The organism is Catenovulum agarivorans YM01 (assembly GCF_000281085.1).
Lineage (GTDB): Bacteria > Pseudomonadota > Gammaproteobacteria > Enterobacterales > Alteromonadaceae > Catenovulum > Catenovulum agarivorans.
Genome location: NZ_JH767531.1, coordinates 36383 through 59817, shown reverse-complemented (window position 1 = coordinate 59817; position 23435 = coordinate 36383). Strand labels below are relative to the sequence as shown.

At 39.8% G+C, this 23435-nt stretch carries 17 protein-coding genes; 11 read left to right on the top strand and 6 right to left on the bottom strand.

From position 1 onward, the window contains the following. Positions 1-9: 9 nt before the first annotated feature. Both WSC_RS0114340 and WSC_RS0114335 read left to right on the top strand, forming a co-directional pair. Entirely contained in the window at positions 10-945 is a 936-nt protein-coding gene (locus tag WSC_RS0114340; protein WP_016956636.1) for a GGDEF domain-containing response regulator, read from the top strand. After that, positions 932-4375 (top strand): ATP-binding protein, encoded by a 3444-nt coding sequence (locus tag WSC_RS0114335; protein ID WP_016956635.1) that lies wholly within the window; start codon positions 932-934, stop codon positions 4373-4375. The genes WSC_RS0114340 and WSC_RS0114335 overlap by 14 nt, the downstream gene beginning before the upstream one ends. On the opposite strand, the gene WSC_RS22960 is transcribed toward WSC_RS0114335, so the two are convergent. Next, positions 4368-5507, bottom strand: coding sequence for a multidrug effflux MFS transporter (locus WSC_RS22960; protein WP_082196188.1), 1140 nt, complete (start codon positions 5505-5507; stop codon positions 4368-4370). The two genes, WSC_RS0114335 and WSC_RS22960, sit on opposite strands and share 8 nt — an antisense overlap. A gap of 130 nt (positions 5508-5637) precedes the next feature. Here WSC_RS22960 and WSC_RS0114325 point away from each other — a divergent pair, with 130 nt between their 5' ends. After that, positions 5638-6132 (top strand): MarR family winged helix-turn-helix transcriptional regulator, encoded by a 495-nt coding sequence (locus tag WSC_RS0114325; protein ID WP_016956633.1) that lies wholly within the window; start codon positions 5638-5640, stop codon positions 6130-6132. Between the two features lie 9 nt (positions 6133-6141). Here the strand turns inward: WSC_RS0114325 and WSC_RS0114320 are convergent, their stop codons facing one another. From WSC_RS0114320 to WSC_RS22950, 3 genes are all read right to left on the bottom strand, one after another. Beyond that, positions 6142-7167 carry a thrombospondin type 3 repeat-containing protein gene (locus WSC_RS0114320; protein ID WP_016956632.1) on the bottom strand — a complete coding sequence of 342 codons (1026 nt, stop codon included), beginning with the start codon at positions 7165-7167 and terminating at the stop codon, positions 6142-6144. Positions 7168-7338: 171 nt separating this feature from the next. Continuing rightward, complete coding sequence (locus WSC_RS22955; protein WP_082196194.1) at positions 7339-7722, bottom strand: TFIIB-type zinc ribbon-containing protein; 384 nt, start codon at positions 7720-7722, stop codon at positions 7339-7341. Between the two features lie 121 nt (positions 7723-7843). Then, complete coding sequence (locus WSC_RS22950) at positions 7844-8536, bottom strand: FadR/GntR family transcriptional regulator (RefSeq protein ID WP_016956630.1); 693 nt, start codon at positions 8534-8536, stop codon at positions 7844-7846. A 238-nt stretch (positions 8537-8774) separates the two neighbouring features. On the opposite strand from WSC_RS22950, the gene WSC_RS0114305 reads away from it, so the two are divergent. From WSC_RS0114305 to WSC_RS0114290, 4 genes are read left to right on the top strand one after another with little or no spacing between them, the layout of a single operon-like run. Further along, the gene (locus tag WSC_RS0114305) at positions 8775-11084 is read left to right on the top strand and encodes a PVC-type heme-binding CxxCH protein (protein ID WP_169315480.1); all 2310 of its coding nucleotides are present in this window, start codon (positions 8775-8777) and stop codon (positions 11082-11084) included. An 11-nt stretch (positions 11085-11095) separates the two neighbouring features. After that, positions 11096-12244: a Gfo/Idh/MocA family protein gene (locus tag WSC_RS0114300; RefSeq protein WP_016956628.1), complete on the top strand. Its 1149-nt coding sequence runs from the start codon at positions 11096-11098 to the stop codon at positions 12242-12244. A gap of 20 nt (positions 12245-12264) precedes the next feature. Then, positions 12265-13638: a divalent metal cation transporter gene (locus WSC_RS0114295; protein WP_016956627.1), complete on the top strand. Its 1374-nt coding sequence runs from the start codon at positions 12265-12267 to the stop codon at positions 13636-13638. Positions 13639-13645: 7 nt separating this feature from the next. Next, positions 13646-14728 (top strand): Gfo/Idh/MocA family protein, encoded by a 1083-nt coding sequence (locus tag WSC_RS0114290; protein ID WP_016956626.1) that lies wholly within the window; start codon positions 13646-13648, stop codon positions 14726-14728. Positions 14729-14797: 69 nt separating this feature from the next. On the opposite strand, the gene WSC_RS0114285 is transcribed toward WSC_RS0114290, so the two are convergent. Then, complete coding sequence (locus WSC_RS0114285; protein WP_016956625.1) at positions 14798-15496, bottom strand: 3-keto-disaccharide hydrolase; 699 nt, start codon at positions 15494-15496, stop codon at positions 14798-14800. A 67-nt stretch (positions 15497-15563) separates the two neighbouring features. Beyond that, the gene (locus WSC_RS0114280) at positions 15564-16556 is read right to left on the bottom strand and encodes a sensor domain-containing diguanylate cyclase (RefSeq protein ID WP_157447303.1); all 993 of its coding nucleotides are present in this window, start codon (positions 16554-16556) and stop codon (positions 15564-15566) included. A gap of 200 nt (positions 16557-16756) precedes the next feature. Here WSC_RS0114280 and WSC_RS0114275 point away from each other — a divergent pair, with 200 nt between their 5' ends. The 4 genes from WSC_RS0114275 to WSC_RS0114260 all read left to right on the top strand — a co-directional run bounded on the left by WSC_RS0114275 (position 16757) and on the right by WSC_RS0114260 (position 23404). Continuing rightward, positions 16757-18232, top strand: coding sequence for an FAD-dependent oxidoreductase (locus WSC_RS0114275; protein ID WP_016956623.1), 1476 nt, complete (start codon positions 16757-16759; stop codon positions 18230-18232). 86 nt (positions 18233-18318) lie between these two features. Further along, entirely contained in the window at positions 18319-20409 is a 2091-nt protein-coding gene (locus WSC_RS0114270; protein WP_016956622.1) for a hybrid sensor histidine kinase/response regulator, read from the top strand. 149 nt (positions 20410-20558) lie between these two features. Then, positions 20559-21677, top strand: a complete 1119-nt coding sequence (locus WSC_RS22945; protein ID WP_082196186.1) for a family 43 glycosylhydrolase — start codon at positions 20559-20561, stop codon at positions 21675-21677. Between the two features lie 98 nt (positions 21678-21775). Further along, a complete protein-coding gene (locus WSC_RS0114260) occupies positions 21776-23404 on the top strand; it encodes a glycoside hydrolase (RefSeq protein WP_016956620.1) in 1629 nt (542 codons plus the stop codon). Positions 23405-23435 lie beyond the last annotated feature (31 nt).

Sequence of the window (23435 nt, the reverse complement as noted above, 5' to 3'; positions counted from 1 at the left end):
GTCAGACTGATGAACCTAGATAAAGCCAATTTGCCTCACCTATTAATTGTTGAAGATGATGAGATAAATTACCTGGTATTAGAAAAAATTTTTTCTGATGAATATTTTGTCGCACGCTGTACCTCAGGAATCGACTGCATAAATTATTGCAATCAACATAAACCTGTAGTTGTTTTATTAGATGTAGGTTTACCTGGGTTATCTGGGTTAGATACCTGCAAGCTTCTTAAAGCCTCTAACGAAACAGCCGACATTTCAGTTATCTTCGTCACCTCCCATGACAATGACGACGAGCAAACTCAATGTTGGTTAGCTGGCGGTAATGACTTTGTCTCAAAACCGGTAAATGCATTAACGATTAAACATAGAGTGCATGCGCAATTTAAATATCAACAACAAAAAAATGAATTAAAAAAACAAGCTTACGTCGATGGACTGACCGGTGTTTATAATCGCAGATACTTGGACTGCGAACTGAGTAAAAAACTATCAGTTGCAAAACGCAGCGCATCCGCTTTTGCACTTCTCATACTAGATGTAGATTGGTTTAAACTCTACAACGACCATTACGGTCATTTAGAAGGAGATCGTTGTCTTAAAAAAATAGCGACACTTATCCAACAACCCTTATTGCGCCAAAGTGATTCCGTTTCTCGTTATGGGGGTGAAGAGTTTGTATGTATTTTGCCGCAAACAGACCTAGTTGGCGCTAAATTAATTGCAGAGCAAATACAGGCGCTAATCGCACAAACAAATATTCAACATCAAGCCTCACCTATTGGTCACGTGACAACTAGCATAGGCATAACAGCTACACACACAGTCAATGAAACTGACCCAGTTGTTTGGATTAATAGTGCAGATGAAGCTTTATTTCTAGCCAAAAATAACGGGCGTAATTGCATAAAAACAGCCAAGCTAGGAGAGGGTCATGCCACTAACTAACGACACTAAGGCTGTCAGCACTTCGCTCATTTTAGCTACAGTGTTATTGGTTTTAATTGGCATTTTTGTAACTGCGGTTTATTACTTTGAAAAAGTCATCCATACCAGTGTAGCTCAGGAAATAAACAGCAAACTTGAATCCAACCTGAATAAAGTAGATAACCAATTAAAAAGTTTTATTAAACAAAACATCAGCTATTTGCAGTTCTTATCTGGCACACCGCCAATGCAGGGATTAATTAGAGCTGAAGCAAATGACGGTATCGACCCCAAAGATAGTACACCCACTGAAGAATGGAAACTGAGGTTTGCAACCATTTTTGAGTCACTTGTTTTTACCTACCCACAAATTCTTCAAGTTAGAGTAATAGATGCCCACACAGGAATGGAACAAGTAAGAGTTGAAAGAAGCTTTTCGCGGGTAAATATAGTGCCAGCAGGCAAACTACAAAATAAAGCTGACCGTGGTTATGTCACGGAAGTAATTGAATTGGGTGAAAAGCAAGTTTATGTGTCGCCAATCAATTTGAACAAGGAACAAGGGCGTATATCCTATCCACTGCAGCCGACAATTAGATTTGCTACACCTATCTATGCCGATTCAGGTGAATTGGCTAAAGTTTTGGTATTAAACGTAGATGCAAACGAGCTATATCAACAATGGTTAGAAGCCTTGGACGAAAATAATAAAATTATTGTTATGGACTCAGACAATAACTTTATTTTTCACCCTAATCCTGAATTAAGTTTTTCGCTCGACCGTGAACTTCAACGTAAACTAGATAGTGAATATCAAGTAAAAAGCTGGCTAATTAAGGGTGTACAACTCGCCAAATTTAACCAAGATTCACATCAAGTATTGTTAAAACGCAAAGACATAATAATGTTAAATAGCCAACAGATTAATGTATTAGTTAAAGTGCCTTATAGCAGCTACACCGAGCTATTAAACCAGCGCCGCTACTCAACCTATGGCTTAATCGGAATTGTTTCAGCTATATTTCTCGCAATATTGATACTCACTTGGCTGTATTATAGAAATCGTCAGGCGTTAAGCGAAACTAAAGCTGAATTCGGTGCTATTGTTAATGGTGCGATGGATGCAATTATCGGCCTCAATTCTCAACTACAAGTCACTAAATATAATGCATCTGCTGTTAAAATTTTTCCTGAGTTGTTCTCGCACAATACTGACCATTACGCATTGTTACCGAGTTTTTTTCCGCACGATGAAATTGTTAAACGTCAAACCTTATTCGAACAAGGGCAAACACAATCTATCGCAGACAACTCCTTCGAATTTAAAAATACTCAAAACGATCACTTTTTAGTATCGGTTTCTCCTGTTCGTTCTGAAACAGCAAGTCTCATTGGCTTGTCATTAATTGTTCGGGACATAACCAAACAAAAACTCGCAGAAGCTGAAATATCGAAAATAAATCGTTCGTTAGAAAAACAAGTCGATGAAAGAACACAACAATTACAAAAAGCACATAAACTCGCACTGCAATCATCAGAAGTCAAAAGTGCCTTTATTTCAACGATAAGCCATGAAATGCGCACTCCGCTAAATGGGATATTAGGCATGATGGATCTCGTGCGACGCGAAGCGCTCTCTGACAAGCAACAGAAATATATCGATATGATGGAACAAAGTTCAACTACTTTGGCAGCTTTGATTAATGACGTACTGGATCTTTCTAAAATTGAAGCGGGCAAACTAGATATCAATCAACAGCCTTTTAACCCAATTTCTACCATAGAGCACACGATAAATTCAATTGCAATTAAAGCCCAAGAAAAAGCACTTGACTGCCACCTAGATTTGCTTGGGTTAGACTTTTTTCAACTAGTTGGTGATGCCTCAAGGATCAAACAAATCTTGTATAACTTGGTTAGTAACGCGATTAAATTTACTGAAAGTGGTGGGGTATTTATTTCAGCTAACACCTGGGTTGAACATAAACAAGTTTGGCTAGAAATAAAAGTTAAGGATACCGGCAAAGGCATCTCAGCAGAAAATCACAACAAACTGTTTCAGTCTTTCAGCCAAGAAAATGCCTCGATTTCATCTGAGTATGGTGGTACTGGATTAGGTTTATCCATCACCAAACAGTTGTGCGAATTGATGGGCGGCTCGGTATTTTTTAAATCACAATTGGGTAAAGGTAGCTTGTTTGGCTTTAAACTCCCTTTTGATTTAGACAAAAGCAAACAACTAGACAATACCGAGACTTTTGCGGGTAAAACATTCAGTTTGTTGCTGGCGTCTGAATATGAAATGCGTTACTGGGAACGATTGATAGCGAAATTTGCAGGACAAACCGTAAAAGAAAACCCTGATTTTTATGTGATTGATTTAAATAATCCATCCTGTAACAAAATAGTCAGCTCTTCAGAGTTTGAAAAAGCCATTGTGTTAGTCAATCCATATAGCCGTTTTGACATCGGCAAACACTGTTACGCATGTATTAATAAACCGTTGAAATTAGGCGATATTTTAGACGTGGTAAATAAGGGCGCATCACAAGCCTTAGGTTATAAACAAAATACCAAAGCTTTAGCAAAACAAAACCGTAACTTAAAATATGCGGGATTAAGTGGCAAAACCATATTTGTTGTAGACGACAACGAAATCAATATTGAAGTGGCTAAAGGTATTATTGAAACCCAAGAAACTATGGTATTAACTGCGTATAACGGCTTAAATTTACTTGAGGAATTAAAAAGTCTAAGCGATTCTGATATTCGAATTTCAGCTATTTTAATGGATTGTAATATGCCTATCATGGATGGTTATCAGGCAGCCAAAGAAATCAGAAAAGGCTCTGCTGGTATAAAATATTTAGAGACGCCCATTATCGCTATGACCGCCAACGCAATGTCGGGTGAACGCGAAAAATGTTTAGCTGCTGGCATGAGCGATTACATTTCTAAACCTGTTGATCCAGATAACTTATTTTCAATATTGTCAAAATACTTGATAAACGATGAGCCGCGTAAATCAACCGAACAGGTGCAATTAACTCAAATGAATAAACCAAATTCTGATCAAAAAGTAATTAGTTTGAAAAAAGACAAACAAGTGCTCAATACCAAAGAAGCAATGTCTCGTTTGCTCAATGACACAAATTTATACATAAAAATATGTGAGATATTTTTGTCTCAATCGGCTGATAAAGTCGAGCAACTGTTAGAAGCAATCAAACAAGGTGAGTCAACACAAGTACAAAAATTGAGCCATGCCCTTAAAGGCCAGTGTGGTGACTTAGGTGGGGATCTGCTACGTGAAGTATTTATCCAAACTGAAAATAAAGCAAAAGCTGAAGATATTGAAGGTTACCAAAAATTATTGCCCGAGCTAGAAAATAGATACGACGAACTGCTTACAGTTATCCAGACAGAGGTTAAAAAATTGGCAGCTAGTTAGTTAGCTGCCATTTTAAATTTAACACCAATAAAGAAATAGTCGCCAACAAACAAATTGCAATACTCACAGGCCAAAAGCTTTGATTATACAAAGCTGACACTGTCGCACTGACTAAGGCACCACAAGCATATTGACTAAAACCTAAAGCGGCAGATGCTCGGCCCGCATGCTCAGGAAAATAGTGTAAAAAACAGGCTTGGCTGTTTGGCCCCATACCACTAATCGCACTCACAGAAATAGTAAAGGCAATAAATACCATAACCAAGTTGTGATTAAATTGCCAAGCAGATAACAAAAAGACCAATCCACCAATAAATTGCAAAACAAAAAACATTTTTAGCAGTGTTTGTGGTGTGTAACGATTCAATAACCAAGCATTTATTCTATTGGTGATAATAATGAAAACAATCGTTAAGCTAAATAACATAGAAAACTGACTTGATGATAATGAAAAATTCGTCATATAAATCAGTGGTGCATTAGTTAAAAAGATTAACAACACAGAGTAACCGCAGGCTTGCGCAATTAAAAACTTTAACGCCTGTGGATGTTTAAAAATTTTCCAATAAGTTGTCTTGTTTTGGCTTGTGCGGTTAGTCGCTTGTATGTTGGGCAACATTTTGACAATTGTGAAAGCTAATATGCAGGCAAACAGAGTTAAAAACACAAATATGCCATGCCAATCGACAAAGGTTAAAATTAACGAGCCTATACTTGGGGCTATAGCTGGTGCCAACATCATAATTAGCGCAATCAGCGAGAATAGTTTAGCCGCTTGAGCACCAGAAACATGATCCCGAATAATTGCTGGAACACAAACAGCAGTAATACCACCACCAAAAGCCTGAATCACTCGATAAATCCATAACTGTTCAATGTTGTTTGCGGTTGCCAATAACATAGAGCCTATTGCAAAAACAGCTAAACCAACCAACATAATGTTACGTCTGCCATGCTTATCTGACAAAGGCCCACCAGATAATTGACCAAAAGCGAGGCCAAACACATATAAACTCACAGTCATACTGACCCATTCAGCATCAACTGCTAGATCTGTTGCAATTGATGTAATGGCGGGCAAATAGGTATCTATCGCAAAAGGTGATATTGCGAAGATAGACGCTAATAACAGGGTAAAAGGTAAAGTAATTTTGTTAATTGGTCGCCTCCAAATTTATCTTACCAGAAAGATATTAGTTGATTTTTACCTTCCTAGCAAGATATATTATTAACAATCACTGATTTACTAGTATCAACTAATTATGACAACTAAACGTGAATCTATTCAGCAAATGCTGACTGGTATCGAGCGCAAATGGCCCGAAATAACTGGCACACTCAATCCTACTGTATTAAAAATGCATAGAATACATGAGCACATTCAACAAGGTGTAAGTGATCTACTAAAAAGCTATCATCTACAAATTGCAGACTTTGGCGTGTTAAGCGCACTTAGACGAAGTGGGCAACCTTATACTTTAACGCCAACTGAGCTATACCAAACTATGATGTTTAGCTCTGGTGGTCTAACTAAAGTAGTCAATCGAGTTGAGAGTTTAGGGTTAGTTATACGTGTTGAAAATCCGGATGACAAACGCAGTAAAATGGTTCAACTAACAGAGCAAGGCAAGCAGTTAGTTGAAGAAATTATGCCTAAGATACATGCAATAGAAAAAAAACCACTCAAGTTGACAAGCTCTGAAGTCAGTCAACTTGAGTTATTACTGGACAAGATGCTCCGTCAATACGAAGTCTAACAGGCTGGGTTAATCATGGACAATTTCAAGTTTACCAAGTTGAGGTTCAAAATAAGCGCCCCCCCTGTTGTTTGCTGGATCAACATATTCTGATTGCCCTGCAGGCTGAATAGAATCAAAAACGAGCCTTAAACCTGAACTAGATTGAGCTATGTCTTTCAAAAAAGCCTTAGCTATCACAGTTAATTCTTCGTCTAGTTGATCTTCTATTTCGATAAGATGAAAGGCAACCGCTTCCGTTATCCCAAAAATCTGATCGTCTAGAGGGTTTTGAGCCTCATTATACTCAATTGAGAGGGTCAGCTTTGGCATAGGTGCAGATACAATAACCTCACCGTCAAGCGTAATGGTAAAAGTTCCGCCCGTATAAAAACGGGTTTCTAAGCTACCGACTAAAGTCCAATCTTGACCCTCAATATCTGCACCTAGACTCATCAAACCAAATTGCAGATTAATGTCTGACTCACTATAACCAGCAAGGTGCAAAGCATGTGCAAAATTAGGGAAACCCGTCATACCGCCATCGGTTGCGGCAATCACGCCTGGGCTATTTGGGTTAATTCCAGCATAGTCTCGTGATGCCATGTAGTAATAAGCGAATTCATTTATGTCTTCAATGTAGTAGGGCACTGGAATTTGGTGACCCGTATTGTCGTTTTCTGCAGCAGGTGCGCCCACATTCCATGCGACTACGCCTTCAAAGTTTGCTTCATCAGCCGTAAAGGGTATCGCCGACTCGTTAGCCGCAAATATATCACAAGCGTCGCCGAGTCCATCTAGGTTGTCATCAAACTGATTAGCATTTGGAATATTTAAACAGTTGTCACTATTATCTCCGACGCCGTCGTCATCTTGATCAGCCCATTCCGAATCGTCAAAAGGAAATGCGTCTTCTTGGTCAATCACCCCATCAAGATCACTATCTTGAACTTGTTCTTCTTGTTCGTTTTCATCAATTTCAACTTCAACGTTACAACCTACAAGTCCTACAGAGCCTAACGTAAGGCAAATTAGTACACTACTTTTTAATTTCATTACGAATATTCCGTCTGTTTTATGTTTTTGGTTAAGCACTGATGCATCAGCTGAATTTAGTGTAGCTCAAATTACTCGCTGTAACTTGCGAAAGTCTGGTTCCATGAATAAATTGTGACGTCGGACTCGTTTAATAAAGGAATTAGGCAAAATTACACAATTGATACTGATCTACTTAATATTTGATTGGTAAGTTTTAATCGCCTGTTGTAAACGCTCAGCCAAGGTAAATTCAGACAAATCTAACAACTCCCCCTCATCCAGGAAGACGCCACGGCAGTCTGTGCACATTTCATACTTGATATGAAACTGGCTTTTGTCGGTCATTTTACTCATAGGTTTAGAACATTCTGGGCAATCTATTTCACGAACTTGATTAAAAAAACCGTCGTTTTTGTTGTTTTGCGAATCAAAAAATTCGGCATATTCGATTGCTTTATCGACTGCAATTTGACCGTCTTTAAACCATAATCCTGCACAACCTTCGCATTTAAGCGCTGTAATAGGTAAAGCATTTAAAGCTTTCATATGCGATTGACACTTAGGGCAAATCATACACTTTTCCTTTTTATTGTAATTTTTTCAGCTTAGCAGTATTAAATTTTATGCGCTAGTTGCTTTATATATTTACCCCTTAAACTTTAGTCGCTCATTCAGCCCATACCAATTATTTTCGTTAGCTAAAGCTGTCGGTGGCTAAACGTTTTTCAACTTGTTTAAGGTGATGCATAGTTGTTGTTTTTGCTAATTCTTCATCTCGTTGCATTAACGCGTTGAGCATGTTGCGATGCTCTTCTAATACTGCATCTGCATTGTTTTGGCGTAGTTTATGGTGGAACTGTTTCGTGACTACAGACTTTTGTCGTGCTTGCCATAACCATTCATATAATGAAATCAAAGCGTTGTTTCTGGTCGCTCGCACTATGGTTAAATGAAACATCTGGTCAATTTTTTCTGCTCTAGCAACATCACTGCTTTCCGATGCCTCTTGCATAGCTGTGGATAATTGCATCAACTGATGTAATTCACTATTACTGATCCGAGTTGCGGCAAGTTTTGCCGCTTCTGTTTCTAACACGAATCTTGCTTCCAATATCTCAAAAAGACTTGGAAACTCATCAATTAGATCAATTGGATTTACAGTTGTTGGCTCAAGGGCATATATGCCAGAACCTGTTCTAATTTCAACTAATTGGTTTACTTCTAATGCGATCATGGCTTCACGGATAGTCGAGCGACTCACATTATATTTAGACGCTAAATCTCTTTCTGAAGGGAACCGCTCACCAGGTTTTATTTCTCCTGCAGATATTTCGGCCGCTAATTTGGTCGCTATCTGAATATATAAGCGTTTTTGAGAATTTTCCATGTGTCTATGTAAGAATAAAAATCATCTATGCTTATTATGCCTAAATAACAAAGATTTTAAAACCAATAAGGCATGACCAATTTTAATATTGGAAAAACTCCCATAAATTCGAGGTTGACTCGATAAAAGAAATACTTTTAAAATAAATTGGTCAGGCCAATAAGGGGTGGTAATGCGAATATATAATAACAAGTTAACAATCAAACTAGCTGTTTGGTGCGTTTTAGCTGGAATGTCAATGATAACCAGCGCTGCAGAAATGCAGGCAATATCGGAAAAAGAAGAATTTACCAAAGAAAATCCGGGGGATAGAGATGGTCACGACATGAAAGAAGTTGTGCCTAGAGAAGCTATTCCACCAGCACCAATTTTAAATATAGAAGATGCAATGAAGTCATTTGTTGTGCACCCTGATTTTCAGTTGGAAGTCGTTGCAAACAGCCCTTTGGTATTTGATCCGGTTGCAGCACAATATGACGCTGCAGGCAACTTGTGGGTCATTGAAATGACCACATTTATGCCTGATGCAGAAGCTAATGGCGAAATGCAACATGAAAGTCAAATTGTTGTATTGAAGGATAAAAATAAAGATGGTGTGATGGATGAACGCCAAGTAATCCTAGAGAAATTGCTGTTACCTAGAGCACTAGCGTTTATTCAAGGTGGCATTTTATGGGCGGATAATGAAAAACTGTATTTTACTGAAATTTCAAATAAATTCTCAGCGGGTAAAACTGAAGTAATTGATGCTGAGTACGCCGCAGGCGGCAATATTGAACACAAACCTAATGGTTTGTTGTATAGCTTAGACAATTGGTATTACAGCGCAAAAGCCGATGTAAAGTATCGCCCATATCCTTTGACTGCAAATCTACCTGTGGGCGCTGAAGAAATATATCGCAATCACTTATGGAAGATGGTTAAAGCGCGCACCGAATTTAGGGGACAGTGGGGGATCTCGCAAGACGACTATGGTCGCCACTATTTCAATTTTAATTCTGGCCCAATTCAAACTACGTCATTTTTACCAGACGCAGCTATCCAAAATGACAAATACAAATTTCCAAAATCTGTGTTAGCCCAGCCAGTTGGTACAACAGATGTATACCCAATTCGGGTTAATCCTGGGATAAATCGCGGTTATGTTGACGGGATTTTAGACGAAAACTATCGTCTAGCTAATCATACCGCAGCTTGTGGGCCGTTAATTTATCGCGGCAATCAATTCCCTGACGAATATCAGGGTATAGGTTTAGTATCTGAACCCGCAGCCAATTTAGTTAAAGCAACACGAATTTTGGAAAACAAGGGGGTTGTCACAGGTGAAAACCTATTTGAAAAACAAGAAATACTTGCTTCAACTGATGAACGATTTAGACCTGTCAACGCTTACAACTCTCCTGATGGCACGGTTACGCTGCTTGATTTCTATCACGGGATAGTTCAGCACAGAACATTTTTAACCACTTATTTGCGTGAGCAAATAAATATGCGCGATTTAGAACGCAACAAACATATTGGCCGCATTTATCGGTTAAAACACAAAAATTCACCTATGAAAAAAGTCACTTATTTGGATGATGTGGCGCCTGAAGATCTTTTGTCCTATCTTAGTCATGACAACGGCTGGCATAGGGATATGGCAAAACAACTCATTGTGATGGAGCAACATACACAGCTCATACCCGCTTTAAAGAAACTTGCTTCACAGCCAGAGAATACTTTGGCGCAAATAAACGCGTTATGGACTTTAGAGGGCATGGGTATTGTTGATTTTGCTGTGTTAAAACAAGCTGCACAATCGAACAATCCTAAGGTTCAGCGCTCTATTTATCGACTTGTTGCAAAATTACCTCAACAACCTGCAATTAACCAGTGGTTATCGCTGCAAGCGCAGAAGGTAGATTCAGAAAGCAAAAATGCTCTTGAATTTGCCTGTGGGAAGCATAAAGCATGGGACGTGTTAGCTGTGCTCATCAATAAATTTGGTTTGACAGATTTTACATACTCTGCCCTTGGCAGCGCGGAAGCTGAGTTTTTATCTAGCCAATCCAGCAATATTTCGCAAGAAAATATCGACAAAATTACTACCGTTATGAAAGTAGCCATAGCAAATAACACTTTGGCCAACTTGTCAGAAAAACAATTAGCAAGTTTTAATCGGGGCAAAGCTTTATTTGAAGGCGAAGCAGCCTGTTTTGGTTGCCACGGCAAAGACGGTGAAGGTACTGCAATTGTACCGCCTTTGAATAATAGTGAGTGGGTAACTGGCTCTAACGCGCGGCTTGCAGCAATTCTGTTACATGGTTTTACTGGAAAAATGGAAGTAAACGGCAAAATGTATGACTCGCCGATGTCTATGCCGGGATTAGCTGGCAATAGTCGATTTGATGATCAAGCGTTAGCCGATATCGCCACATACATTCGCAATGCTTGGAACAATTCAACAACAGCGGTTGAAGCGGTAGACATAGAAAAAATTCGCAGGTCGACTCAAGACCAATCAGTACCTTTTACTACAGATACCATAAAAAATAAATTTAATTAGTGGGGAAGACAATGGCTGACAAGATAGTCAAATTGGGCGTTATTGGCTTAGGCAATATAGCGCAACAGCACATTAATAATGTGCTGCAGGGTGAAGTTGAAAATACTAAATTAACTGCTGTATGTTCTCGCCAGCAAACGCCAAACGATTTAGAAGGTGTTCGTCATTTTAGTTGTTATAAGGCACTGATAGATTCAGGTATTGTTGATGCTGTTTTAATCGCGACACCAACTATGTCTCACTTCGAGATTAGCCAATACGCGTTGCAAAAAAACATTCATGTTTTACTGGAAAAACCAATAGGATTGTCTTCATTTGAAGGTGAACAGTTAGTTGCTAGTGTGCAGCCAGGCACCCAATTTGCGCTGATGTTAAACCAAAGAACCGATGCCAATTACGTTAAAATTAAACAAATAGTCGACTCAGGTGTACTTGGTGAAATTACCCGCACTCATTGGACTATGACAAATTGGTTTAGGCCTGAAATTTATTTTCAGGCAAGCGACTGGCGAGCAACTTGGAAAGGTGAAGGCGGTGGTGCTTTAGTTAACCAGTGTATTCATAATATTGATATTTTTCAGTGGATTTGTGGTATACCCGCCAGCATTAACGGTTTTTGTGAATTTGGTAAATATCACGACATTGAAGTAGAAGATGAAGTGACTGCATATTTCCGTTATACCAACAAGGCAACCGGTGTTTTTGTTGCATCAACTGGCGAATCTCCCGGTGTCAATCGCTTCGATATAATCGGCGATAAAGGTAGCCTACATTTCGAACCAGGTAAATTGATTCAAAAACTAAATGGCCAAAGCACACAAGCATTTAGCCGAAATACCACAGATATGTTTGGTATGCCCGAAGTAGAAATAACTGACATCACGGCTAATGAGAAAGTAAACCAACACGCGATTATTCTAAATAATTTTGTAAGAGCGATTTTGTTTGGAGAAACTTTGATGACACCAGCACAGGCTGGTTTAGCTTCACTTGATATTGCTAACGGCATATTAATGTCAAGTTGGACCAATCAGCAGGTTAAACTACCATTTGATCGTAAAGCCTATCAACAGCAACTAGAGCAAAAAATAGCTTCGTCGAAGTTACGCGTGAAAAGCAATATTCAAGCTACTGTAGATATGAGTAAATCCTACAGATAATCAATAATAAGGTTTATTTTATGTCGCAATATGACACAGATACCCATTCATCCGAAAGCGCAACGCTACAGGCTTTATCAGCAAAACCTTGGTTTAAACGAGTTCCTGGTTATGTCAAATTAAGTGGCCCAGGTTGGTTACAAGGTGCAATGACACTTGGTGGTGGCAGTGCGGTTACCTCATTAACCATAGGCGCTACTTTTGGTTACGAATTATTGTGGGTGCAACCTATCGCCATGATAATTGGCTGCATCATGTTATTTGCTTTGTCGCATCAAACATTACACACCCAAGTTAAACCTTTTACTGCCATGAAAAAACATGTCAGCGTTTATTTAGCTTGGGGCTGGGCGATTGCCGCTTTTGCTTCGTCAATTATTTGGGGCTTTGCCCATTATCCTTTAAGCGCAGGTATGCTTGAGGAAATTATTGCTGTTAGCACAGGCCTGACCGTAGATAGCGATTCTTGGCTAAGTCACGATATCTATCTACTGATTTTGGCTACGCTAGTTTGGGCTGGCTGTGCTTACACAGCATGGAGCTATGGCTCGCATGGCCGTGCAGTTAAAGTTTTCGAAACTGGAATTAAATTGCTCAGCGGTATGATAATTATCGCGTTTGCTTGGGTTGTAATGAGCGCTGCACTTAACGGTAAAATTAATTGGGGTGCGGTATTGTCGGGTTTTGTCCCGCGGTCTTTGCCGACCGATAGTGCTGGTGTAACTGTTGTAATGGCGGCACTTGGCAGTGCGGTAGGTATTAACATGACCTTTATCTACGGCTACACTTTGCTACATAAAAAATGGAATAAGCAGCATGCAGAACTAGCCAGATACGACATTGCGCTTGGTTTGGTTGTGCCATATTTTTTAGTCACCAGTTTAATTTCTATTGCGGCAGCTGGAGCTTTTTTCGGCGCAGATATGGATATCCAAGGTAAACTAAGTCCGGTGCAGGCTGGTACTATGTTTATGTCAGCTGGGTTAGATGAAGTCACCAGTCGTTTGATATTTGCATTTGGCATATTGGGTATGGCTGTGGGATCCCTAGTTATGCATATGCTATGTTGTGGCTCTGCTGCTGCGGCCATGTTTAACTGGCCGGAAGATGGCCTTAAATACAAACTCGCGTTGCTTGCCCCAACTCCAGCCGTACTTGGTGTATTTTACTGGTCACAAATGGGTCCATATCTAGTTGTTCCTACCTCGGCAATCTGTGGGTTTTTATTGCCTATCGCTTATATCGGCTGGGCGTTTTTAAACAATAATCAAGCCTATTTGGGTGATGCAACCCCTAAAGGGCGAAAGAAGCTAGTATTTAACGTAGCAATGGCATTGTGCATAACTGCGGTACTATCAAGTGTTGTATATTCGATGATGATCAAGTTGGGTTAGAAAACTAATGAGTAATAAAGTTAACCACAAAGATGGCGCTAGTTATGCGCCTGTTGGCCAGTCAGTTAAAGTTGTTGAACCAAACCAATTTTATTTTTCAGTGGCATTTTTAGATCATGGCCATATTTTTGGTCAGACCAATGGATTATTACAAGCTGGTGCAACACTAAAGTATGTGTTCGAACCTGATGCGAAAAAGCTCGCGGCGTTTTGTGAAAAATACCCGAATGTTCAGGTAGCAGACAGCTTCGAGCAAATTTTACAAGATGAACAAACGCAACTTGTTGCATCAGCGGCTATTCCTAATGTGCGCGCACAAATAGGAATACAAGTGATGCAAGCGGGTAAAGATTATTTTACCGATAAATCGCCATTTACCACGCTTGAACAGTTGGCAGAAGTTAAACAAGTTCAGCAACAAACAAAACGCATCTATGCTGTTTATTACGCAGAAAGGTTGCACAATGAAGCTGCGTGGCGTGCAGGTGAATTAATCACAGAAGGTCAAATTGGTAAAGTTATTCAAGTCATTAACTTAGCTCCACATAGATTAGCCAAAGAAAATCGCCCAGCGTGGTTTTTTGAAAAAGCCAGTTATGGTGGCATTTTAACTGATATAGGTTCGCATCAAGTAGAGCAGTTCTTAACCTACTCGGGTGCAAGCGATGCTTGCATTAATTTTGCCCGCGTGCGCAATGTAAATAATGCAGATAAACCAGAATTAGAAGACTTTGGTGAGGCGTCGATGACAGGAGATAACGGTTGTTCGTTTTATACCAGAGTCGATTGGTTTACCCCACAAGGGCAAGCTACTTGGGGGGATGGACGCAGTTTTATTGTTGGCACTGAAGGTACAATTGAAATCAGAAAATATATGGATGTTGCGCGTGCAGCACCGGTTTCTAAGATATTTTTAGTTACCCAAGAATCTGAAAGCGAGATTGACTGTTACGGCCAATCGCACTTTCCGTATTTTGGCCAATTGATTTTAGATTGTATTAACCGCACAGAATTGGCGATGAAACAATCACATACCTTTAAAGCGGCAGAGTTGAGTATGTTGGCTCAGCAAGTAGCGGATCGAGCTTAAGTTTGACTAGTTGAACAGAGTCAATTTGCCCGAACCTTCATCGGGCAAAATACTTCTCAAAATAACTTCTTATAACTCAGTAATCACGATATTTTTAAATCTAACCACGTTATCGCGTGCGCCTGTTTCAGCAAAAGCTTTGCTGCCATGGTGTTGAATACCGATAAAACCTTGTGCATCTTTAGTATCAATAACGTGAGTAGTTAACACACCGTTGAGGTAAATTTTTATCTCAGAGCCTATACACTCAATTTTATACTGGTTCCATTCATCCGCTTTGTAAGCGTTCGATTTTTCGGCCGTCCAATCTGGGGATAAATTTTGTTTAAAATCTTCGTCTGGGTGAGAGCGGCTTGGGTGTATAGGGTTTAGCCATTGACGTCGGCCTTGGTCGTATAAACCACCACTCCACTTTCTATCACTTGGGTCAACTTCTGCTTGGTAACCATAAGCTTCTTGAAAATCACCTTTATCTCTAACTTGTGCGCGGAAAATAAAACCTGAGTTGTAATATTCGCTAATGCCAGATGGCATTTTTACTTCAGCCTCGAATATAAAGTTTTTATATTGTTTTTTAGTTAGGTAAAACCAATTACGTTTGGAGATAAGCTCTATCTCACCATCAACCAAATTAGCTTCACCATCATTGTATACGTTTTGCCATTGGTCTAAAGATTGGAGCAAATTAGTTTTATTATTTTTTTCAACACTGGTATTTGCACAGCTGCTTAACAATAAAACGGCAAGCACTAGGTAACTTTTTATCATATTAATTCCTTGATTTAATTGGCCGGACCAATTCTAGTGTTTATCATGCTACTCTGCAAGGTAAACCTTATTCAGCTTTTATTACTAAACCTCTGCCTAAGTCTTTTGCACGGTACAAAGCTTGATCTGCGCGAGAGAGTGCTTTAGCTATGCTACTTTCGTTCGCTTGAAATTGAGCGAGCCCTATGCTGGTTGAAATCGAAATAACCTGTTCTTCCAAATTAAGCTCTAATTGAGTTAAAGACTCTAGCTGATCGTCTAGCTTGTCTAATTGTGATTTCTCAATTAACACGACAAATTCTTCGCCACCTAAGCGATAGCAGTGCACTGACTCTTTGGCAAACCAGCCACTGAGCTCTTGGGCAAATTTAACCAACACTTTATCGCCGAAATCATGGCCGAAGGTGTCGTTAATATTTTTAAAATAATCTATATCAATAAGCAGCAGGTAATATTGAAGATTTGATTCGTTTTGACTAATTAAACGTTTGGCATCTTCGATAAGTGCACGACGGTTTGGCAGTTTAGTTAACGGATCTTTCCTCGCGAAATCGTGTTCTTGGCTATAGCTGTAATACATGTAAATGTACACAGAAAGAAAATTGGCAAAGGTGCTGGCGCTGCGTTGGTCAAAATACTGTGAAGTTACTTGGTCACTAAAGCCAAAATTGAGCGTACCATAACATACATTTTGTTTGATCAGGGGCACGTCAAAACAAGCGAAAATGCCATTTTGCGCGAGCGCGTCTGTATCAATGTAATTTTTGCCACTACTGTGTAAATAAAGCTCTGCTTGGCGCTGTTGAAAAACCTGACCAACAAAAGAGCTGTTAATTGGCACTTCAGTGCCAAGCTCTATCGCTGTGTTACCCGCTAATGAAAATACCGTAAGTGCTTTTGAGTCTTCATTGTATAGCGTGATGCTTACTCTCGAAACATCGAAAATGTAGTAACACCAAGAGGCTATACATGCCAAAGTTTGCTTGAGATCACTGGCTAAATTCAGCTCTTCGATAAACTTTATCGGCAGGGCGATATACTCGTGTTCAGGTTCTGACATGGAAGAAATTTCAAAAAATATGACTGTATTGAGTATAGGACTCATGGTCATTTTTGCAATTGAAGGGCACACTTGTCGTTATGATTGCAAACAAAAGCTAGTAGGGAACAGAAACATATAGTCTGATATTAAGCTTTAACTGTTGGTGACTAGGTTGAGATCTATTACAATAACCGATTTGAACTTGATCGCACACGAGAATGAACCAACCTTCGGCTAAAGTTGCAGTTATTGGCGGCGGTGTTGCTGGCGCCACTATAGCTTTACGTTTTTCTGAACTCGGAATAGATACCACTGTAATTGAGCAGGGTGATACCTTAGTTAATGGCCCGCCTTTTTGCCATTTACATGCTGGTGGTAATTTTTACCGAGAAATATCTGATGAGCAATGTTTAACCTTGCTACAGCAAGCTATTGAAACTGCAAAAGTATTCCCGTTGGCGATTAATGCGCGCGCAACACTTGTTGCTTTACCGAAAACGGAAAAAACCGAACCATTGGATTTATTACCGCGTTTAAGCAAACTGCGTGAAAGATATCGCCAATTGGTCAAAGACGATGCCAGCAACAAAGTACTTGGTGAGCCAGACGAATACTTTGAATTGTACTCACAAGCGCAATTACAGGCTTTAGCCAAGAGCCCACTGCCAACAGCAATCACAAAACGCAGTGATTGGGTAATTGCTTTTGCCAAACATGTTGATATGTCTAAATTAAAATTTCCGCTGGTGTTAGTGCAAGAATATGGCTGGTCGGCATTTCGCATTGCGGCGATTGCCGAATTAGCTCAACAAAATTTGACCCGCTGTCATATAAAATTAGCCAGCAAAGTTACCGCCATATCTCCACGAGTAGCACCTGACGGTTGGCAGTTAACCATTGAAAATCAACATACAAGCGAAACAGAACAATTAGACTTTGATTATGTAATTAACGCCTGTGGCTTTAAAAGTGGTGAAATAGACGACCTGATCAATATAAACAGGCAGCGCATGGTTGAATTTAAAGCTGCCTATGTTGCACATTGGCCGCAGTGTCAGGGGCTTTGGCCTGAGGTGTTATTTTATGGTGAGCGCGGTACACCTCAAGGCATGGCGCAATTGACGCCTTACCACAATGGTTATTTTCAATTGCATGGTATGACCAAAGAGATCACCTTATTTGAACAAGGTTTGGTTGCAAGTAATAACAACAGCGCACAACCTAAATTGCCACAAATCTTTTTAGATAAAATATATCACCAATGGCCAGCGGCGACTGTGCAGTCACGCACCTTAGGCGCAATTAAACATATCAGCCAATTTATTCCAGAATTTTCATCCGCTCAGGTATATGGCAAACCTATGTTTGGCGCGCAGCAAATTCCGGGGGAAGATCCTGATTTACGCGCTATGTCGGCTTCTTTTAGCCATAAACGATACGCTAGAGCTGAAATCGTAAAGGCGTCGTCTGCTTTGAATGCAGCGGATGCGATTTTACGTGATTTATTAAATTGCGGATTGGTCGATTCAAATCAACTCGGTGAGGGATTAAACAAACATCACTTCCCAGTTACTCAGGCGTGTCAGGAAAAACAAGTAACAGAGTTAGCCCTAGCTTATGCTAAGGCGCGTGGTTATCCAGCAGAGTTAGCGGTTAATGAATTCAGTAGCTTAAGATTTTGTCATTCCATTTAAATAATGCCAGACCCCCAAACACGCCGCTAGTACAAATAAGCAAAGATTAGCCTAACTTAATTTGTAAGTTAGGCTATTATTTAAACATGCCTGAGCCTGTTGCTGAAGGAGTGTATGCATTGAGCTTTTTACGAACATTTCACAATATAGTTACTGATCAAACACTTAAATTTGAAGATAAAGTGCATTCGCTATTAACCTTTGGTTTGCAAGTATTTGAACTCGATATCGCTATTATTAGTAAAATTCAACAGCATAATTACAGGGTAGAATATGTTGCATGTTTTAATAACGAATTAGCCGCAGGTGCAGAATTTCCGTTAGGCAACACATATTGTGTGCATACTCTCAAAGCAGGCCAAGCATTAGCTTTTCATCACGCTGGAGAAAGTGAAATTGCCACTCACCCTTGTTATCAAGGTTTTCAATTAGAGTCTTATATCGGCGCGCCTATTCAAGTGGATGGCAATAGCATTGGCACGGTTAATTTTTCAGCTACGAAAATTTCACAACCTTTCACCCAACAACATATAGATTATATTGAATTATTTGCTCAGTGGTTAGGCGCAGAAATCGCACGTAGAAAAACAATTGAACAACTAGAACAAAATAACCAAACTTTAGGCAAGTTAGAACAAGCTGCCAACATTGGTACTTGGCAGCTCGACTTAACCAATAATGCACTGGAGTGGAGCCAACAAACTAAAATCATCCACGAAGTTGCACAGAGCTACCAACCGGAATTAGCAACTGCTTTAACATTTTATAATGAAGGAACAAGCAGACAAACGATTCAACAAGCGGTAGAAGATGCAATAAATAGCGGCGAAGGCTGGAATTTAGAGTTAGAAATAACCACAGCAAAAAACAAGCTTATTTGGATCGCCACCCAAGGCTCTGCCGAGTTTGAAAATGGTAAATGCGTTAGGTTATTCGGCACAGTTCAGGATATTACCGATGCGGTTGAGCTTAAAAATATGTTAGCGCGACAAAAAGAAGCAGCTGAATTAATGCTGAATGAAAGAAGTAAGTTGTTTGCAAAAATTAGCCATGAATTGAGAACGCCGTTAAACGGCATAGTAGGCATGTTAAACGCAGCAATGACAGAGCAAAACCCACAAGAATTAAAACAACAATTAACAGTAGCATTGCGCAGCTCTGATATTTTGTTATCAATAATTAATGAGGTGTTAGATTATTCAAAAATTAGCCATGGCGAACTAAAACTTGAACCCAGCCACTTTCTGTTAAAAGATGTGTTTAACGATTTAACCAATTTATTTACCTCTGTATGTACCAATAAATCGATTCAATTAAACAGTCATTTGCAAATCGCAGATGATGTTGCTGTTTATTTTGATTCAACTCGCTTAAGCCAAATCGTGTCTAACTTATTAAGTAATGCGATTAAGTTTACTGAACAAGGTGCTGTTACTTTATCCGTTGTCGCATGCAAATCGGATAAATCCGCTGAGTATGTTGATTTAAACATAGCGGTATCTGACACTGGCATTGGTATGACAGCCGAGACGATAACAGCCTTGTTTAAACCTTTTAACCAAGGTGCAAGCAATATTACTCAAAAATATGGTGGCACTGGGTTAGGGCTGTCGATTGTTAAAGAGTTAATTGAGATGATGCAAGGGCAAGTGTCGGTTAGCAGTGAATTTGGCCACGGCTCTACATTTAATATTCGCTTACAATTGCCCGTTGGAAGTGTGCAAGCGCAAACTCATATAACTGATACGGCTGATAATGAGATAGATCTTTCCAGTTTAGCCGTGTTGGTAGTCGATGACAACGAAATAAACCGTATTGTAATGACCTCATGTTTAAGTCAATTCAATATTAACGCAGATATCGCGATTGATGGCAAAGATGCTGTCGAAAAATGCCGTGCTGAAAAATACGACCTCATTTTTATGGACTGCATTATGCCAATTATGGATGGTTGGCAAGCAACCCAAGTATTGCGTGCAGACAAGCTGGTGACAGAAAAAGCCATCATTGCAGCTTTAACCGCCAATACGTCCGAGTCAGACCAATTGAAATGCGAACAGGCAGGAATGAATTTATTTATCACTAAACCAGTGCAGAATACAGCGATAAAAAATGCACTGGCAAGTGCGGCACAAGCAGCAAGAAATTCGGCTGATCAATCTGCACATTATCAATAAGGTTCAAGTGCTCAACTTAAGTAGTACATAAATTAGCTTCAAACATCAAATAATGAGGGAATTTTTACGGGTTTAGCCAAGCTTTTCGTTTTGTATACATATTAATTGCATCGCTAATATTTAACAAAACAAAGGATTGTAAGGCTCAAATGAAAAAGACTCTAAACCCATTCGAAAGATTACAAACTTTAATCCAATTTATCCTAGTTTTCCTATGCATGGTGAACCCTGTACTGGCCGAAGACATTATGCTTCCCAACAATACTGCAGCATCTGTCGTTGGCGCAGGCAAAATCCACCATATTGATACTCTTAATGTTCACGACCCAGCCATCTTAGCCGACCCAAAAACTAAAACTTATTATGTTTATAGTAGTTATCAGCAAGGTTCTAAATACGAAGGTATTGAGTCGAAAAGCGGCAATTCAGGTGTGCAGGTTTATTGGAGCCAAGATTTAATAAACTGGCAAGGTCCACGTATGGTGTATGAAATTCAGCATGATAGCTGGGCCGAGCCAAACCACGCGCCTTGGGCACCAGAGGTGAGTTTTTACCAAGGAAAATATTATCTATTTACCACTTTGCATAATTATCGACGCGTGATGTACCAACCGAATGATAGACCGGCTATTTTTCTGCGAGGTACACAAATATTTGTTAGCGACTCACCATTTGGTCCGTTTAAACGCACACAAAATTGGCCACACACACCAGCTAACGAAATGGCGTTAGACGGCACTTTATGGATTGAAGATGGCCAACCTTGGATGATCTATTGTCAAGAATGGTTACAAACTGGCTTTGGTTTGTTTAAAGCAATTAAATTAGCGCCAGATCTTTCTCACTCAATTGGCGAGCCAATTGTGCTGTTTAGTGCCGCAGATGCAATTTGGACTGAACGGGAAACAAACTACAAAGGTTATATGGGGATCAAAGCTTCTATTTCCGATGGCCCTTGGCCTTATAAAACTAAAAACGGAAAACTGGCCATTATGTGGTCAAGCTGGAATAAAGAGCGTGAAAAATCTTATACAACTTCTTTTGCTTATTCGGACAACGGCAAGTTAAGCGGCAATTGGCTGCAACAACAGCAGCCAGAGATAGACGGCGATCGCGGACATGGCAACATATTTAGAACCTTCGATGGTGAACTTAGAATCGCACTGCATCGCTATTTTAATCAGCCATATACCCGCCTACAAATTTACCAAGCGCATGATTTAGGCGATCAAATTAAATTAGGTAAACAGCTGCTTGGTCACCGTTAATTTTACGGTTTAGCCTAAGTTTTTCGTTTAATTATCTATGGTTATGCGCTTAGTTAATATAGTCGCGCATCTAGTATTTTATTGTCTTTTGGTGAGTAATGAACAGAGCTAGCTTATTTTGGGTATTATTTATTTGTCTGCCCTTAATCACTTCCATCAAGGCGACCGCCACCACCAGTATCACAGTTGATTTTGCCCAACCCTATCAGACGATAGACAATTTTGCCGCTTCAGACGCTTGGACTATAGATCCTATGATCTGCAAATGGCAGCACAAGCAGCAAGAACAACAAATTGAAAAATTAGCCGATTTGTTGTTTTCAGTTGACTATGGAATAGGTTTATCAGCTTGGCGTTTTAATATAGGTGCTGGTAGCAAAGAGCAAGGGGATAACAGCAAAATTAAACTCGATGAACAAGGTAAAGACTACCGACGTGCCGAATTAATGCAAGCTGCAGCCAACGCAAAAATAGACTCATCAAAACAAGTTGGACAAATACGCATGCTGCAAGAGGCAGTTGAGCGTGGTGTAACAGACCTGATTGCCTTTTCAAACAGCCCACCAGTTTGGGCGACAGTAAATGGATTGGCACACCCAACAGCCGAAACATCATCAACAAATTTACGCTCAGACCAATTAGAAGAGTTTGCCCAGTTCTTGATTGACGTTGTCAGCTATTTGCGTCAAGTAAAACACATTCCAATTAATTATATTAGTCCGGTTAACGAACCAACTTGGCAATGGCAAGGCCATTCCCAAGAAGCGAATAGATATAATATGCAAGAGCTTAAAGCTGTCTATTTGGCTGTATATCAGGCGTTAACTAAAGCTCAGTTGGTTGATGAAGTCGCTATTGAAGCAGGAGAAGTTGTTGAATATGCAGCTGCGCTGAGCGACAGCTACTATCAGGATTTTTCCGCCAGTAGTCATTTATATAACCAAGGTATGAACCAACACAATCAAGGTTTGTATCGAAATTATATCGAGCAGCTTGTTGGCGACAAAAACTTAGCGCCGAAGATCGACAATAAAATATCTTTGCATGGATACTTTTCAGATCACTGGACGGATCGCATGGGGCAATTGCGAGATTTAGTTTGGAGTAATCTCCAAGCCGTCGCACCAAACGCAAAAATTTGGATGAGCGAAGTTTGTATTCTTGGCCAACCCGGTGATGTGCGTTTATTTCATGGCCATGGTTTTGACGTAAATGACATTCACATCGCTTTGCATGTCGCCAAGATGTTACACAGAGACTTAACTCGGCTACACGTTAGTGCTTGGCATTGGTGGTTGGCCGTAACTCCGTATGACTATAAAGACGGTTTATTAAAAATAAATCCTGAGCTTGAGGCCGAGTCTTTACAAACATCTAAAATCTTTTGGACCTTAGGTCAATTCAGTCGCTTTATTCGCCCTGGTTATCAACGTATAGGCTTAGCTGAGGCTGACGACTTAAACGGTCTAATGGCCAGTGCTTATAAGAGTCCTGACGGCGATAAAATTGTCATAGTCCTGGTTAATGCAAGTGACAAAGACCTGACTATACATCCTAAAGTGGCAAATTTGCCTGCGAGCAGCGCCATCAACTTATATCAAGTTTACCAAACAAACCATCACGAAAATTTAGCGCAAAAGTCTGACTATAGCGCACATAAACCCCTTGTTGTCGGTAAACAAACAATTGTCACACTGGTTGGCAGTGTCGGCACTGATCAATTTTAGTTTTGTTGTGTTCATTCAATTCGTTCGAATA